The organism is Novosphingobium soli, from assembly GCF_042432915.1.
Taxonomy (GTDB): domain Bacteria; phylum Pseudomonadota; class Alphaproteobacteria; order Sphingomonadales; family Sphingomonadaceae; genus Novosphingobium; species Novosphingobium soli.
Window position 1 is genome coordinate 252693 of the sequence record NZ_JBHLWK010000013.1, and the last position, 15949, is coordinate 268641.

Below are 15949 nucleotides of genomic sequence, written 5' to 3' on the forward strand. Positions count from 1 at the left end.
GGTGTCAAGGTAACCGACTCTTTAGGCATTCGCTTCTAAGCGGGATTCCGCGGCCAGGTTGCGGCTGCGGAGGATGGCGCGTGCGACGATGATTCGTCTGTTCAAACACTACATCCCGCATGCCGTGGTGCTGCTGTGGATCGTCGACGTGCTGCTGCTGGCGCTCGCCAACGAGACCTCGTGGCGCCTGCGGGCCGGGCAGATCGGCATCGAGCTCGGCGCCCTGCCGGATCGCCTGGCCGGTCACGGCGCCTTCGCGACGGTGATCTCGCTCTCGATGATCTCGGTGGGCGTCTACGGGGCCGATGCGCTGCGTTCGATGCGCTTCGCGGCGGCGCGCCTGCTCGTCGCCATCTCGCTGGGCGTGATCGCGCTCTCGTTCGTCGACTTCGTGGCGGGCGCGCAGAACTTCTGGCGTTCGACCCTCGCATACTCGATGGCCTTCGCGATCGTGCTGCTGATCCTCAACCGCCTGCTGCTCGGCGGCTTCCTGGGCAACACCGCCTTCCGCCGCCGCGTGCTGGTGCTCGGCGCCGGGGAGCGCGCGCAGCGGCTGCGCGCGCTCGGCGAGCGGCAGGAGAGCGGCTTCGTGATCGTCGGCTACGTCGCGATGAGCGAGAGCCGCCCTGTGGTGGAGGAAGCCATCTCCCGCTCGGCCATCCATAACCTCACCCGCTACGTCGAGAACCTGGGCGTCAGCGAAGTGGTGCTCGCGCTGGAGGAGCGGCGCAACGCGCTGCCGCTCAAGGATCTGCTGCGGATCAAGACCGCCGGCGTCCACGTCAACGAGTTCTCCAGCTTCCTGGAGCGCGAAACCGGCCGGGTGGACCTCGACACCGTCAATCCCAGCTGGCTGATCTTCTCGGACGGGTTCTCCTCGGGCCGCGCGATCTCGAGCGCGGCCAAGCGCCTGTTCGACATCCTCGCCAGCGCGCTGCTCCTCGTGCTGACGGCGCCCGTCATCCTCCTGTTCGCGCTCCTGGTGAAGCTCGACAGCCGCGGGCCGGCCTTCTACCGGCAGCCGCGGGTCGGGCTGTTCGGCCAGACCTTCGACGTCATCAAGCTGCGTTCCATGCGCACCGACGCCGAGGCGGCCGGCGCGCAGTGGGCCGCCAAGGACGATCCCCGCGTCACCCGCGTCGGCAGGTTCATCCGCAAGGTGCGCATCGACGAGCTGCCCCAGGCCTGGACCGTGCTCAAGGGCGAGATGAGCTTCGTCGGCCCGCGGCCCGAGCGGCCGGAATTCGTCGCCGACCTGGAAGAGCAGCTGCGCTACTATGCCGAGCGGCACATGGTGAAGCCGGGGATCACCGGCTGGGCGCAGATCAACTATCCCTACGGCGCCTCGATCGAGGACGCGCGCCACAAGCTGGAATACGACTTGTACTACGCCAAGAACTATACGCCCTTCCTGGACCTGCTGATCATCCTGCAGACCCTGCGAGTGGTGTTGTGGAGCGAGGGCGCGCGATGACGGGCGCAGTGGCGGCCTGGACGACCCTCGCGGTCGGCCTGGGCGTGACCGGCGCGATCGCGCTGGCGAGCGTGGCGATATGGCTGGCGCCGCGCCGTGCCCGCTTCGGAGGCGCCGGAACGGCGGTGATCGTGGCACTGGCGCTGACCGCCCTCGGGAGCCTCGCGGGCGCCGTGGCCGCGGCATCCCCGGTGGCGAGCTTCGCGCCCTCGCTGGCGGAGAGCGCGCGCAACCTGGCGTGGCTGTTCGTGATCCATCGCTTGTTCTCCAGCGACGGGCGACGTGCGGCGCTGGCTCCGATCCGGCCGGTGATCGTCTCGCTGGCATTCGTCGAAGCGCTGCACCTGATCGCCGAGTACGGACTGTCGCGATTGTCGGCAGACCACGAGATCCTGCGCATCGCCTTCGACCTCAACGTCATGCTCCGCCTGCTGGTCACCGTCGGCGGACTGGTGCTGGTCCACAACCTCTATGTCGGAGCGCCGCGCGAATCGCGCCTGCGCCTGCGCTTCCCCGCCAGCGGGCTGGCGATCCTCTGGGCCTTCGACCTCAATCTCTACACGGTCGCGTACCTCGGCGGGACATGGCCGGTCGAGATCGCAGCATTGCGCGGGCTGGCCACCGCGGCCCTGGCGGCGGGCATCGGCATCGGAGCGGCCAAGAACCGCGACGACCTGCGCCTGCGTCCCTCGCGCGCGGTGACGTTCCAGACATTCTCGTTGCTGGTCATCGGCACGTACCTGGTCGCGATGGTCGCGGTGGCGCAGTGGCTCTCCTACGCGGGCGGCAACTTCGCGCGGCTGATCGAGCTGGCGTTCCTCACTCTGGCCAGCGCAGTGGCCGTGGTCGTCCTGCCTTCGCGCCAGGTGCGCGGCTGGCTGCGGGTCACGTTGACCAAGCACTTGTTCCAGCACCGCTACGATTACCGCGAGGAGTGGCTGCGCTTCACCCGCACCATCGGCAGCGGGGGCGAACAGTCGCTGCCGCTCGGCGAGCGGGTGGTGCGCTCCATCGCCGACGTGTTCGAGAGCCCGGCCGCGCTGTTGCTGACACCGGGGGATGCCGGTGACCTGACGCTTGCGGCCCGCTGGAACTGGCCTGAGATCGCCGTTCCCGCAACCGCCATGCCGCTGCGCCAGCTCGCCCCGTTCGAGCGGACCGGTTACATCGCCGACCTCGACGACTTGCGCACGGGCAGCGGCCGGCCCGGGATCGAAGCGCCGGGCTGGCTGCTCGACGATGGCCGCGCCTGGGCGCTGATCCCGCTCGTCCACTACGAGCGCCTGGTCGGCATGGTGGTGCTGGCCCGGCCGTTCGGGGCGCGCAAGTTCGACTGGGAGGATTTCGACCTGCTGCGCGTCATCGGCCAGCAGGTCGCGAGCTACCTGGCCGAGAACGCCAGCCAACTCGCGCTCGCCGAATCGGCGCGCTTCGACGATTTCCACCGGCGCATCGCCTTCGTCATGCACGACATCAAGAACCTGGCGAGCCAGTTCAGCCTGCTGGCGCGAAACGCGGAGCTGCATGCGGAGAAGCCGGCGTTCCGCGCCGACATGCTGGTCACCTTGCGCAACTCCTCGGACAAGCTGAACGCCCTGCTCGCCCGCCTGTCCCGCTATGGCCCGGGAGGTGCCGACAAGCTGGAGGAGGTGCCCGCAGGCCAGGTCCTCGCGGCCGTGATGGAGCGCTTCCGCAGTCACCCGCAGGTGGTGCTCGCCGAAGCGCGCGAGGTGACGATCATGGCCAGCCGCCATTCGCTGGAGCAAGTGCTGGTCCATCTCGTCCAGAATGCGCTCGACGCCAGCGCGCCCGAAAGCCCGGTGTTCCTGTCCCTCGCCGTCGAAGGACCGAGCGCGCGCTTCGAAGTGCTGGATTCCGGTTGCGGGATGAGCGCCGACTTCGTGCGCAACCGCCTGTTCAAGCCCTTCGTCTCGACCAAGAGCGGCGGCTTCGGCATCGGCGCCTTCGAGGCGCGCGAGCTGCTGCACGCGATGCGGGGACGGCTCGACGTCGAATCGCGCGAGGGGCTGGGGTCGCGCTTCGTCGTGCGCCTTCCGCTGGCCGTCGCGACCGACCTGTACCCGGCGATAGCCTTTAACGACCAGAAGGTAGCGTGATGACCCAGAGTGCCCCGCCCGCGAGCCTGCCCAAGCTCCTGGTCGTGGAGGACGACGCCGGACTCCAGGCGCAGCTCAAGTGGGCCTACGAGGACTTCGAGGTCTTCGTCGCCGGCGACCGCGCCAGCGCCCTCGCGCTGCTCCGCTCCGAGGCGCCGGACGTGGTGACGCTGGACCTCGGCCTCCCGCCTGATCCGGACGGCACCAGCGAGGGATTCGCCGTGCTCGACGAGATCATGGCGCTCAAGCCCGACACCAAGGTCGTGGTGGCGTCCGGCCACGGTGCCCGCGACAGCGCGCTGCAGGCCATCGCGCGCGGCGCCTACGACTTCTACCAGAAGCCGGTGGACATCGACACGCTCGGCCTGATCGTGCGCCGTGCGCTGCACCTGCACCGGCTGGAGGAGGAGAACCGCCGGCTGGCGGGGAAGGTCGAGAAGGACGAGAAAGTGCTCGGCCGCCTGATCACCGCCGCCCCCGAAATGGTCCGGGTCGCGCGCACGATCGAGCGGGTGGCCAACACCAGCGTGTCTGTCATGCTGCTGGGCGCCAGCGGCACCGGCAAGGAACTGCTGGCGCGCGGCCTGCACGAGTCCAGCGGCCGGGCGAGAGGCGCGTTCGTCGCCATCAATTGCGCCGCGATCCCGGAGAACCTGCTGGAGAGCGAGCTGTTCGGGCACGAAAAGGGCGCGTTCACCGGGGCGATCAAGACCACGCCGGGCAAGATCGAGCAGGCCGCCGGTGGCACGCTGTTCCTCGACGAGGTGGGCGACATTCCGCTGCAGCTCCAGGTCAAGCTGCTGCGCTTCCTGCAGGAGCGGGTGATCGAGCGCGTCGGTTCGCGGCAGTCCATCCCGGTGGACACCCGCATCGTCTGCGCCACGCACCAGGACCTGGAGGCGATGATCGCCGACGGCCGCTTCCGCGAGGACCTCTACTACCGTCTTGCGGAGATCGTGGTGCGCATCCCGAGCCTGGCGGAGCGGTCTGGCGATCCCACGCTGCTCGCCAAGGCCTTCCTCACGCGGTACGCGCAGGAGATGAACCCGCGCGTGCGCGGCTTCTCCGCCGACGCGCTCGCCGCCATAGATGCCTGGCACTGGCCGGGCAATGTCCGGGAGCTGGAGAACCGGGTCAAGCGGGCCGCGATCATGGCCGACGAGAAGCTCGTCAGCGCCGCGGACCTCGACCTTGCCGATCCCGACGCCCACGTGACGGGCGCTCTCAACTTGAAGGCGGCGCGCGAGCAGGCGGATCGCAAGGTCATCCGCCACGCGCTCGCGCGCAGCGAGGGCAACATCTCGAGCACGGCCAAGATGCTGGGGATCAGCCGGCCGACGCTCTACGACCTCCTCAAGCAGTACGACCTGCAGTCCTGATCTCAGGCCTGACCTCCGGCCTGACCCCCGGCCTGACCTCAGTCCTGCCGCGGCTGGTAGGTCTGCTCGAGGCCGGGGAAGCTGCGCGCCCGCACTTCCGCCGCGTACGTAGCCGCGGCTTCGGACACCAGCGCCGCCATGTCGGCATAGCGCTTCACGAACCGGGGCACGCGTTCGAACATGCCGAGCATGTCCTCGGTCACCAGCACCTGCCCATCGCACTGGGCCGATCCGCCGATGCCGATCGTGGGACAGGCGATGGCCCGGGTGGCGGCGATGGCGATCGGCTCCACCACGCCCTCGATCACGACGGCGAAGGCGCCGGCCTCATCCAGCGCGCACGCGTCGGCGACGATCTTCTCCGCTTCCGCCTCGCTGCGGCCGCGCGCATTGTAGCCGCCGAGCAGGTTGACCGCCTGCGGGGTCAGGCCCACGTGCCCCATCACCGGGATGCCGCGCTCGGTGAGGAAGCGGACGGTCTCCGCCATGGCGGCTCCGCCCTCTAGCTTGACCCCGGCGCACCCGGTCTCCTTGAGGATGCGGGCGGCATTCGCGAACGCCTGCTGCGGCGACTGCTCGTAGGCGCCGAACGGCATGTCGACGATCACCGCCGCATGATAGCTGCCCCGCACCACCGCGGCGCCGTGCGCGATCATCATGTCGAGCGTGACCGGCACGCTGGAGGGTAGGCCGTAGATCACCTGGCCCAGGCTGTCGCCCACCAGGAGCAAGTCGCAATGCGCGTCGAGCAGCTGCGCCTGCCGTGCGGTGTAGGCGGTGAGCATGACGATGGGATCGGCCGTCACCCCGTCCTTCTTGCGGCGGCGGATCGCGGGAACGGTCAGCCGCTTCATCGGCGCCGGAGTGGGGTTGGCGCGGCTGGTGGCGGTGTCGATCTGGAAGGTCGTGGACATGGCGGGGGCTTGTAGCGGCAGCCCCGGCCGGCGGCAAACGGCAAGACGGACATGTACGTGCGGTCGATCGCCTCTTGCGATCAGCGGCAAGAAAATTACGAATCCGGGGAATCTCCGGCCTTGGGCTCTTGCCAAGCGCCCGCTTGTCGTTAGCCTCCCGCCATCAAAAAATGAGGGGTCCACAATGTTCGGACGCGTAAAGCCGCTGGACGCCATCCTGGCTACCGCGGAAAAGAAATCACTGCATCGCTCGCTGGGGCCCGTGCAACTGACTCTCCTGGGCGTCGGCGCCATCATCGGCACCGGCATCTTCGTGCTGACCGCGGCAGCGGCGCAGAAGGCCGGCCCGGGCATGATGTGGAGCTTCGTGATCGCCGGCTTCGTCTGCGCGGTGGCGGCGCTGTGCTACTCGGAACTGGCGTCGATGGTGCCGGTCTCGGGCTCGGCCTATACCTATTCCTACGCCGTCGTCGGCGAACTGCTGGCCTGGATGGTGGGCTGGGCTCTGATCCTCGAATACGCCGTCGCCGCCTCCGCCGTGTCGGTGGGCTGGTCCGGGTACTTCATGGGGCTGCTGAAAAGCCTGACAGGGTTCGAATTGCCACAGGTTCTGGCGGCGGGGCCCACCTGGTCGCTCACCGGCGTCGACTTCTCGAGCGGCATCATCAACGTGCCGGCCGTGGTCGTGGCGCTGGCGGTCACCTTCCTGCTGATGCTGGGAACCAAGGAAAGCGCCACCTTCAACGCGATCCTGGTGGCCATCAAGGTCGCCGCGTTGACCATGTTCATCGCGCTTGCCCTGCCGGCAGTGGAAGGGGAGCACTTCGCGCCTTTCGCACCCAACGGCTGGTTCGGCCCCGCCGGTACGAGCGGCATGGGCGTCGTCGGCGCCGCATCCTCGATCTTCTTCGCCTACGTCGGCTTCGACGCGGTCTCCACGGCGGCGGAGGAAACCCGCAACCCGCAGCGCAACGTGCCGATCGGCCTGATCGGCAGCCTTGCCCTGTGCACCGTGTTCTATCTCCTCGTCGCCGGCGGCGCGATCGGCGCCATCGGCGCACAGCCCACGGCGCTGGGCGTCCAGCCCGGCTCGGCCGAGTTCACCGCGCAGTGCGCTGCCCTGGCCGCTCGGGGCGAGACCCCGCTGGTCTGCTCGAACGAGGCGCTGGCCCATGTTCTGCGGTCGATCAACTACACCCGCGCGGGCGACCTCATCGGCCTTGCGGCGAACCTGGCGCTGCCCTCGGTCATCCTGATGATGCTCTATGGCCAGACCCGCATCTTCTTCGTGATGGCGCGCGACGGCCTGCTGCCGGAGAAGCTGGCGACCATCCACCCCAAGTGGAAGACGCCGCACGTGGTGACGCTCCTGACGGGCATCTTCGTCGCCATCGCTGCCGCGCTCCTGCCGGTGGGCCAGCTGGCGGACATTTCCAACTCGGGGACGCTGTTCGCCTTCTTCATGGTCTCGGTCGCGGTCATGATCCTGCGCCTGCGTGATCCGCAGCGCGTCCGTCCGTTCCGCACGCCGCTCGTCTGGGTGGTGGCGCCGATCGCCGCGATCGGCTGCGTGGTGCTGTTCTTCAACCTGCCGATGGAAGCCATGCTGGTGCTGCCGATCTGGGGTGCGATCGGCCTCGTGTTCTACTTCGCCTACGGCTATCGCAAGAGCCACGTCGGTCGCGGCATCATCGAAGTCCACGAGGACGACAGCGACGCGCCGCCGCAGCCCGTGCCGCCGATCTGACGGGATCTGCCAGGGCAATGGAACAAGGAAGGGGAGCGCTCGGAAGAGCGCTCCCCTTTTCTTATGCCCTGCTGGTGCCGGGGTTATCCACAGGGTTGCCGACAGGCGGCGCTACAGGGGTCCGACCGCTAGAGCGTCGGCGGTCAGCGCGTCCAGCATCCCCTGCCGCGCCTCGATCGTCTCGCCGCGCAGGAACGCGACGATGTCGCGGGTCAGTCGCTGCGCCTGGGTGGCGAACAGCCCGTGCGGCTCGCCCTCGTACTCGACCAGGTCCGCCGACGGCACTTGCGCGGCGACGGCCCGGCCGGTCGCCTCGATGGGAACCGTCGCGTCGGCGGTGCCGTGGATCACCAGCGTAGGCACTGTCAGGTGGGGCAGGTCGGGGCGAAAGTCGGTATAGGCGAAGGCGGCCGCGGCTTGCAGCGTGGCATATTGCCCGGCCTGCATGGTCGTGTTCCAGGCCCATTGCAGTTCCTCGTCGCTGACCGGGTGCTTCAGGATGCCGACGCCGTAGAACTGCCTGAAGAAACCCGTGAAGAAAGCCCGGAAGTCGGTCTTCATCCCTTCGGTCATTTCCTCGAAGACCGATGCGGGCACGCCGTGGGGATTGTCGTCGGTCCGCAGGACGTAGGGCACCACCGAGGAGACCAGGACGGCGTGGCTGACCCCGCGGCCGCCGTGGCGTGACATGTAGCGCGCGATCTCCCCGCCGCCCATCGAGAACCCCACCAGCGCGGCGTCCTGCGTGGCCTGCGTCGCGGCCATGACTTCCGCCAGGTCGTCCGCGAAGGTGTCATAGTCGTAGCCGCCGGGAGGCTGGTCGGACCGGCCGAAGCCGCGCCGGTCGTAGGCGATCGCGCGAAAGCCGCTTTCGGCCAGCCCGATCATCACGGCGTCCCAGGAATCGGCGGATAGCGGCCAGCCGTGGATCAGCACCACCGGGCGACCGGTCCCGAGTGTCTTGACGCGAAGGTGGGTGCCGTCCCGCATCCGGATCATGGTCATGAGCAATCTCCTTTGCAGCGCCAATCCTTGGATAAAGGCCGCCGTTCCAGCCGGGGGCGGCAGGCGGGACGCGGTGTGTGCCGCGGTCGCCGAAGCGTGCGGCCGGGCTGCTGGGCTGAAACGAAGACGGGCGGCGGGGCTTTAGCTCCCATGGCCTTTCCCCTGCTCGACCGCGTGCTCCTGTTCCTGCTGCTTTTGGGATGCCTGCTGGTGGGTGCACGGGCATGGCTTGGCGATCATCCGCAGCATGACCCGTGGAAGCCACTGGAGCTGTCCGATCCGGACGGCTGGGCGACCGCGCGCAAGGTCGCGGCGCTGCGTGCCGACCGGCAGGCTTGCCGCGGTTTCCTGGAGCGCAGCGCAATCCCGTTCGCGGCGCTGCTGCCGGCGGGGGAGGGCGCTTGCCGCCGCGACGACCGCAAGCGCCTTTCTGCTCCGGCGCACCTCGACGTCGCGCTCCGACCTGGGGGCGCGCAAGCCACCTGCGCCATCGATGCGGGGCTCGCCCGCTGGCTGCGCCATGGCGTCCAGCCCGCCGCAGAGGCGACGCTGGGATCGCGGGTGGTGCGGATCGAGCATCTCGGCACGGCGAACTGCCGGCGCATCGGAGGCGGCGAGGAGGGGAACTGGAGCGAGCACGCGAGAGGCAACGCCATCGACATCGCGGGCTTCGTGCTGGCCGACGGGCGCCGGATCAGCGTGCTGCGGGACTGGACCGCGTCCGGGGCTTCGGATGTCTCCGCCTCGGCGTTCCTCCATACGGTCCGCGACGCGGCCTGCGCGAACTTCGCGACGGTGCTGTCGCCGGACTACAATGCGGCGCACGCCAACCACCTGCATCTCGACCAGGCGCGGCGCAGCGCCGGCTGGAGCGCCTGCCGGTGAAATAGCGCGCGGTTAGGGCAGGGTTAGCAGCCAGTCTGCGACGCGCGCCATGTGTCCCTCCCAGGTCGGCGGCGCATAGCCGCGCAGGGCTTCGCGCTGGCGCCGGCCGTCCGCGCCGGTGGAGAGAGCCTCCTGAACGGCGGAGGCCCAGGCTGCCTCGTCGTCCGGGTCGAGCAGGAGGGGGATGTCGCCCGCGATCTCGCGGTAGACCTCCAGGTCGCTGGCGATCACCGGCGTGCCGCGCGACAGCGCCTCCAGGACCGGAAGCCCGTAGCCCTCCACCCGGCTCGGCATGAGCATGGCGCAGGCATGGTCGATCCAGCAGGCAAGCTGCGCATCGTCGCAGCGGCCGAGCTCGACGATCCGGCCCGGCTGCCCGGCGGGCTGCGCATCGAGCGCCGCGAAGGTCTCCTGCGCCTCCCAGCCCCGCTGGCCGACGAGCACGAGGTCCGGCGTGCGGCTGCCCATGCCGGCGCGCAGGCGCTGCCAGGCGCGCAGCAGCAGCATGTGGTTCTTGCGCGCCTCGATCGTGCCGATGCTCAGGAAGTAGGGGCGCGGATGCGGGCTCCCGGACGGCGCCGGCGGCAGGCGCTCGATGCCGAGCGGCGCCACCAGCATCGGCGGGACGGGCAGCCCCTGCGCTTCGGCGAAGCGGCGCAATTCGCGTCCGGTGTCCGCCGAGTTCAGGATGACGCCGGCGGCGCTGCGCAGCACGTTGCGCATGCGCGCGGCGTGCTTGTCCGCCTCGCCGGCGCGGCAGAAGTGCGGATGGGTGATCGGGATCAGGTCGTGGACGAGATAGACCGGGCGCAGGCCGACGCGGCGCAGCCACGACGCCAGCGAATCGACCTGGAGCCCGGTGTGGCCGACGTTCAGGTAGGTTCGCCCTGCCAGCGCCGGCCGGCGAAGCGCGGCCGCGGGAAGGGCTCGCGCCAGCAGCGCCACCAGCCGGCGGCGGGAGAGCCCCCCCGCAGCGCCGCCGAGCAGCAGCGCGAACAGGGCATCGCTGTCGCGCGGGCCGAGCACCATGCGGCGATCGCGCCATTGCAGCAGCGCGAGCGAGCGGTCGGAGAAGGCCTCCAGGTAGGCCAGGCAGACACGGTCGATCCCGGTCGGCAGGCGCCGGCGCCACAGCCGCCAGACCAGCCGGCTGGCGTCGAACACATAAGGGCGCTCGGCATGGGGGCGAGAGGTCGGCAGGGCCGATGGGGCTTGCCGTGGCTGTTCGGGCATGGAGCGCCGCCTAGCAATCGACCCCTGCGATTGGCAAGCCGCGCGCCGAAGTGTACCAGCCGTGCATGGCCCTGCAGAAGCTTCTCCTGACACTGTTCCTGGCATCGCTGGGAATGAACCTGGCGTTCGCGGTGGCCGATCCGCACTGGGCGGCGATCCCCGCCATGCTCGCGGCCTGGTATCTGGCGGACCTGCTCTCGGGCCTCATCCACATGTACATGGACTATCGCGCCTGCCGCCCCGGCATGGGGCTGGATGCGATCTTCTTCTACGAGGGCTCGCGCGAGTCCGAGGAGTACCAGCGCATGTTCCGCGAACGGATGGCGCGGCTCAACCCGTTCGAGCGGATCTCCTACGACTTCAAGAACCACCACCCGCGGCCCGATGCGCTGGGCCGCCGGCAGCTCTGGCGCCTGATCGGATCGACGGTGATCGCCGGGGCCCTGCCGCTGTCGCTGCTGGCGAACGCCGCGGCGGTTCTCTGGCAGGTCCCGGGCTGGGCGATGGCCGGGATCTTCGCCTTCCTCGTGGGCGGCGCCTTCGCGCAGTATTTCCACGGGACGCTGCATCGCCGCGAGAATCCGTGGTTCATCGTCGCCCTGCGTCGCGCCGGCTTGCTGATGAGCCCGGAGGCGCACCAGATCCACCACGATACCCTGAAGCGCGACTTCGCGACCAACTCGGGCTGGTCCAACCCGCTGGTAAACCGGCTGTTCGACCACCTGAGGGCGCGCGGGCGCCTGCCCGACGCGCACCTCGAACCGCACTCCTGAGACTGGGGCGGAGCGGCCGCCTCAGCCGGCGAGCGCGCGCACGCGGCGGCGGAACGCCGGACCGTCAGGCAGTTCGACGGGGACCAGCAGCCGCTCGACGCTGTTGTCGATGAGAGTGCGCATGGCCGATTCGCTGGCGAGGCCCCCGCGGACCAGGCACTTGGCGTGGAGCACCTTCCGGAACGCCTCGTAAAGCGCCATGTCCGGCATCTCGGGCTTGGTCCAGAACCGGTCGAGCGAAGCCTGGTGGGTGATGCCCGGAACGTCGTAGACCGCGTCTCCAAGCACGATCACCGGCATGCCGGCGGACAGCGCCAGCGTGCCCGAGGTGCTGTTCACGCAGACGACGCCCTGCGATTCCTCGCAGAGCCGCTGCAGGTCGCCGCCGTCGATGTGCAGGACGCGTCCCTCGACCCCGTGATGGCGGCTGCGGCGGCGAATGGTGGTGCGCCAGTTGCGATAGCCGACGTCGAGCGGATGCTCCTTCACCACCAGCACCGCGTCCTCGGGCGCGTAGCGGGCGAAGCTGGCGAGGACATAGTCGAGCGCCATCGCCATCGACAGGAACGGCGAGTGGGCGCGGATCTGGTAGTCGCCGGAGAGCTGCAGCGGGAACAGGAAGTACGTGCGCCCGGCGATGGCGGAAAGCGTCTCCTGCGCCTGCAACGCGCGGCGCTGGCGCAGGCGGAAGCGCCGGATCCAGCCGATGCCCTCGGCGATGATCGAGCCCGGCCGGTGGGTCCGGTAGAACGGGAAGCGCATCAGCAGGCGCCCGGTCACGACGCTGTGGTAGTGCCAGTAGCTGTCGCGTGCGCGGCGGTTGAACGAGGCGGTGATGGGCGGCAGGCTGGGGATGTCCGGAAGCTGCGCCGCGGCGGCGAGCAGCGCCGAGGGGCACCGCTCGAAGCTGGAGTGGCCGTTCACGCCGTCGCGCTCCAGCGTCATCCAGTCCGGGCGGATGTAGCCTTCCTCGAACACGTGGATGTGGATGCCGCGCAGCCGTGCCAGGCGCAGCGCGCGCAAGTGGACCGGGCGACAGTCGCCGTAGAGCACGACGTCGGTAATGCCGTGCTGCTGCACGTAGCGATCGAAGAACAGCGGCCAGTCCCGCATCAGCCCGCGGAAGGCGGTCGCCCCGTCCGGCCAGTCGCGCGCGTCGCCGCCCGACAGGTTGATGCGATGGACCGCCGCGCCGTGCGCTTCCAGCGCGCGGCCGAGGCTGTGGAAGAACGGGCCGGGCGGTCCTTGCAGGAACAGGAAGCGCCGGGCCTGCGGCGGCAGCATCATCGGCTTCATGGTCGGCTCCTTCGGCCGAGCAGGCGGTTGAGCTTGCCCTGGGCTTCGCGCAGGCGGATCAGCGGGGTGCTGACCCGGGCCTCGCCCGAGGCCATCCGCTCCACGAGCAGTTCCGCTTCGCACGGCAGGCGCGTGACGGGGTCCAGGTAGCGGGGGTAGAGGATCAGCGTAGCGGCCACCAGTTCGTCCAGGCTGCGCCGGCGCGTGCGCCGGGCGGGTACAGGTCCGATGTCGCGCGTCAGTCCCCAGCCTGCATAGAAGGGGACGCCGTGGGTGACAACCTCGCGGCCGCGCATCAGGGCCTCGAAGCCCGCCAGCGAGGTCAGCACGTGGACGGCGTCGACCCGGTCGAGCAGCGCCGCGATCGAGGCGGTGCGGTCGACCGCGTCGGCCAGCTCCAGCGCCTGCGCGTCGGGAATGTGGCCCTTGCGGTGGCCCGCCTCGACGTCGGGGTGCGGCTTGAACACGATCCAGGCGTCCGGCTCCAGCGCGCGGGCGCGGCGCAGCAGTTCGAGGTTGGCAAGCCCGGCCCCGCCGCGCAGGACCGAGCGATCGTCTTCCACCTGCCCGGTGACGAGCACCCGGCGCCTGGCGTCCGCCGGCGCGCCCCCCGCCTGCTGCGGCGCCGCGGCATGGGCGCCGTCGCGGCCGTACTTGCTGATGCCCTGCCGCACCAGCGTCTCGCGCAGGGCGGCGGCGCGCCGGACCAGCCCCGCGTCGATGTCCGCGGTCTGCAGGATGGTCTCCAGCCCGCTCGGCTGCGCGGGATCGAAGTGGGGCCCGGCCGCGTCGACCACGATCGACAGCGGCGGGACGCAATTGGCGCCCAGCCCGGTCGAGCGGATCATGCCGTCCTCGATCTCGCCCACCCGCACGCCGCGCGCCTCCATGCGGGCAAGGCTCGGCGCATCGCTGCGCGCCACCCAGGCCAGCACTTGCGCGCCCGCATCCGGCGTCTCCGCTCGCCGGCCCGCGTACGGGACCGGGCCCGTGCCGTTCCACAGCAGGGCATCGGCGGTGACCTGCTTCCAGCGGGCGACGCCATGCACCTGCACCACCGGCCGGTTCGCTTCGACCAGCGCGCGCCAGTGCCCGAGCAGGGCGATTGCCTCGGTGGGCGCCAGCACGCCCCCGCGGAACGGGTCGCGGTAGCGCCAGTTGGCGGTCAGGTCGCGTTCGATCACCGCGGCGAGGGCGGAGGCGTCGTTGAGCGCGGCGAACCGCCCGGCGCCGATCACCCGCAGCGGCACGCCCAGCAGCGCGGCCACCAGCGCCACCTCGCTCTCGGCGTCGGCCAGCACCAGCGATGCTCCGGCGCAGGCATGCCAGGGATCCGCTTGCACCGGGATCGACGCGAGATCCTCCAGTCCGCGGATCCGCCCCAGGGTGACGGCGCGGGCGAGGATCTCGGGCGAGCGCGCCGCCGCGGCGAGGGCCTTGCCCCGGTCCCGGTGGGGCGAGGCGCAGACCAGCACGTCGTGTCCGCGCGGCAGCGCGACCGCGCTGCCCCAGAAGGTGCCGCCGACGCGGTGGCTCCGAAGCGCTTCGGCGATCGCTGCGCCGTCGTCCCGGCCGGCTCCGTTCCCGCCTTCGCCGGAAAGCCCCTCAACCGGGACCGCGAGCGGGGCAGCGCGGTGCCGCGGAAAGGGCGGTATGCGCAGGAAGGGCACCGGTGTCATGCCGCGGCAGCCCCGGATCGCGCCTGCATTGGTCTTCCATCGCGCCACATCGAAAGGTCCGCGCTCAGTTGCCGAAGCGACCCGTCGTGTCGTAGCGCAGCGACGTGTACGGAACCTGAAAATAGTCGAGCACCGAGTACGCGGCGCGGCCCAGCTTCGAGGTCGACTTGCCGAACAGCAGTTCGCCCAGGTTCAGGCCGACGCCGACGAACAGGTGCCGCTTGGGCTCGATGCCAGCCTCGCGGTCCTGGTTGGTGAAGTCGGAGGCGTAGTAGCCGACCTGGAGGTCGAGATAGCGCAGCGGCGAATTGTCGAGCTGGTGGAAGCCCGCGCCCCGGAGCGAGAGCATGAAGCGCTGCTGCTCGTAGTGCTTCTTGCCGGTGTGGCTGTAGATCTGGCCGTTGGGGATGACCTCGATCTTGAACGCCAGCTTTTCCTTCAGCCCCGGCACGGTGTTGCGCAGCACCGAGAAGCCCGCCCCGGCGAAGTTCATCGCCACGTCCTGGATGGACCAGCCGGAATCGACCTCGATGCCGTCGGAGAACTCGTTGTAGAGCATCAGTCCCGAGGCGATCAGCCCCGCGGTCAGCGCGTCTCCCGCCGAAGCCTCGGTGCGGCGGTGGATGCGGTCGTGGAGGAATTCGGCGAGGAGGTAGGTGTTGAAGGCGTGGGTCAGCTTGTCGATGCCGATGTTGTCGGTGTCCTTGCCGAACCAGCCCTCGTCCTTGAAGTGGAACGCCTTGGTGTCCTTGGTCAGCTTGATGACCGTCATCGAGCTGAAATAGCCGAGGAACAGAAGGCTTTCGGTCTTCACGGCGCCGGCCTGCTTCCAGAAGCCGCGGGTGCGCGACTGGTCGGCGGGGACATGGTCGGCCCAGTCGTCCGGAATGCCCGAGCCCGGGGGGTAGCAGGCAAGGCCGCAGCCTTGGTCGGCCAGCCGGTAACGCGCCGTCCCGTCCGCCCCGAGGTCGGGCTCGAGCGCCAGGGCGGCAGGGTTGCCATCGGGGGAGGGGCCTGCGGCGGCAAGGCGGGCGAGGTCCCAGCCGGGAACGCCCTCGGCCAGGCCGGGAACCGCGCCTTCGCCCTGGTCCAGCCCGCCGACGCGGCAGGTGTCCTGCGCGGAGAGGTCGCAGTAGGGGGCTGGCGCCGAATCGCGAATCGCCGCGGCGGGTGCGGTCAGGCTGGCGGACACAGGGGCGTCGCCGGTGTTCGTGAGCATGCTGCCGACGCTGCGGTCCGCGGCGGGAACGTCGGCCGTATCGGCGAGCGCCGGAACCGCGCCCACGACGGCGGCGAGACCCAGCAGCGGGCCACAGATTCGCTTCATCATCACTCCTCGAGGCTGCTTGCGCCCTCACGTCTCAGCCGCGTCGCGTTCGCGCGTCCTAGACGAACATCGCCGCCAGCGTCGAGCCTTCTGCGCGCCGGACGCGAACGCCGCCGGGGA

12 protein-coding genes are annotated in these 15949 nt (G+C 70.0%); 6 read left to right on the forward strand and 6 right to left on the reverse strand.

The window, feature by feature from the left end; genetic code table 11:
• The first annotated feature begins 88 nt into the window (after positions 1-88).
• The 3 genes from ACFFJC_RS11770 to prsR are packed head-to-tail and all read left to right on the forward strand — an operon-like array spanning position 89 to position 4970.
• Positions 89-1474 carry a TIGR03013 family XrtA/PEP-CTERM system glycosyltransferase gene (locus tag ACFFJC_RS11770; RefSeq protein WP_379487699.1) on the forward strand — a complete coding sequence of 462 codons (1386 nt, stop codon included), beginning with the start codon at positions 89-91 and terminating at the stop codon, positions 1472-1474.
• Complete coding sequence (prsK, locus tag ACFFJC_RS11775; protein WP_379487700.1) at positions 1471-3591, forward strand: XrtA/PEP-CTERM system histidine kinase PrsK; 2121 nt, start codon at positions 1471-1473, stop codon at positions 3589-3591. Before ACFFJC_RS11770 ends, prsK begins: the two co-directional genes overlap by 4 nt.
• A complete protein-coding gene (prsR, locus tag ACFFJC_RS11780) occupies positions 3591-4970 on the forward strand; it encodes a PEP-CTERM-box response regulator transcription factor (protein ID WP_379487701.1) in 1380 nt (459 codons plus the stop codon). The genes prsK and prsR overlap by 1 nt, the downstream gene beginning before the upstream one ends.
• 38 nt (positions 4971-5008) lie before the next feature.
• Here prsR and panB read toward each other — a convergent pair whose 3' ends face one another.
• Positions 5009-5884: a 3-methyl-2-oxobutanoate hydroxymethyltransferase gene (panB, locus tag ACFFJC_RS11785; protein ID WP_379487702.1), complete on the reverse strand. Its 876-nt coding sequence runs from the start codon at positions 5882-5884 to the stop codon at positions 5009-5011.
• 184 nt (positions 5885-6068) lie between these two features.
• Here panB and ACFFJC_RS11790 point away from each other — a divergent pair, with 184 nt between their 5' ends.
• Complete coding sequence (locus ACFFJC_RS11790; RefSeq protein ID WP_379487703.1) at positions 6069-7631, forward strand: amino acid permease; 1563 nt, start codon at positions 6069-6071, stop codon at positions 7629-7631.
• Positions 7632-7742: 111 nt separating this feature from the next.
• On the opposite strand, the gene ACFFJC_RS11795 is transcribed toward ACFFJC_RS11790, so the two are convergent.
• Positions 7743-8636, reverse strand: a complete 894-nt coding sequence (locus ACFFJC_RS11795) for an alpha/beta fold hydrolase (RefSeq protein WP_379487704.1) — start codon at positions 8634-8636, stop codon at positions 7743-7745.
• Positions 8637-8786: 150 nt separating this feature from the next.
• Here ACFFJC_RS11795 and ACFFJC_RS11800 point away from each other — a divergent pair, with 150 nt between their 5' ends.
• Positions 8787-9521 carry an extensin-like domain-containing protein gene (locus ACFFJC_RS11800; RefSeq protein ID WP_379487705.1) on the forward strand — a complete coding sequence of 245 codons (735 nt, stop codon included), beginning with the start codon at positions 8787-8789 and terminating at the stop codon, positions 9519-9521.
• A gap of 12 nt (positions 9522-9533) precedes the next feature.
• Here the strand turns inward: ACFFJC_RS11800 and ACFFJC_RS11805 are convergent, their stop codons facing one another.
• A complete protein-coding gene (locus ACFFJC_RS11805; RefSeq protein ID WP_379487706.1) occupies positions 9534-10754 on the reverse strand; it encodes a glycosyltransferase family 4 protein in 1221 nt (406 codons plus the stop codon).
• Between the two features lie 65 nt (positions 10755-10819).
• Between ACFFJC_RS11805 and ACFFJC_RS11810 the strand changes: the two genes are divergently transcribed.
• Complete coding sequence (locus ACFFJC_RS11810) at positions 10820-11527, forward strand: fatty acid desaturase CarF family protein (protein ID WP_379487707.1); 708 nt, start codon at positions 10820-10822, stop codon at positions 11525-11527.
• Positions 11528-11548: 21 nt separating this feature from the next.
• On the opposite strand, the gene ACFFJC_RS11815 is transcribed toward ACFFJC_RS11810, so the two are convergent.
• The 3 genes from ACFFJC_RS11815 to ACFFJC_RS11825 form a co-directional block, all read right to left on the reverse strand.
• Positions 11549-12823, reverse strand: a complete 1275-nt coding sequence (locus ACFFJC_RS11815) for a capsule polysaccharide biogenesis protein (RefSeq protein WP_379487708.1) — start codon at positions 12821-12823, stop codon at positions 11549-11551.
• The gene (locus ACFFJC_RS11820) at positions 12820-14502 is read right to left on the reverse strand and encodes a capsular polysaccharide export protein, LipB/KpsS family (protein ID WP_379487709.1); all 1683 of its coding nucleotides are present in this window, start codon (positions 14500-14502) and stop codon (positions 12820-12822) included. Before ACFFJC_RS11820 ends, ACFFJC_RS11815 begins: the two co-directional genes overlap by 4 nt.
• Before the next feature lie 64 nt (positions 14503-14566).
• Entirely contained in the window at positions 14567-15829 is a 1263-nt protein-coding gene (locus tag ACFFJC_RS11825; RefSeq protein ID WP_379487710.1) for a DUF2279 domain-containing protein, read from the reverse strand.
• Positions 15830-15949 lie beyond the last annotated feature (120 nt).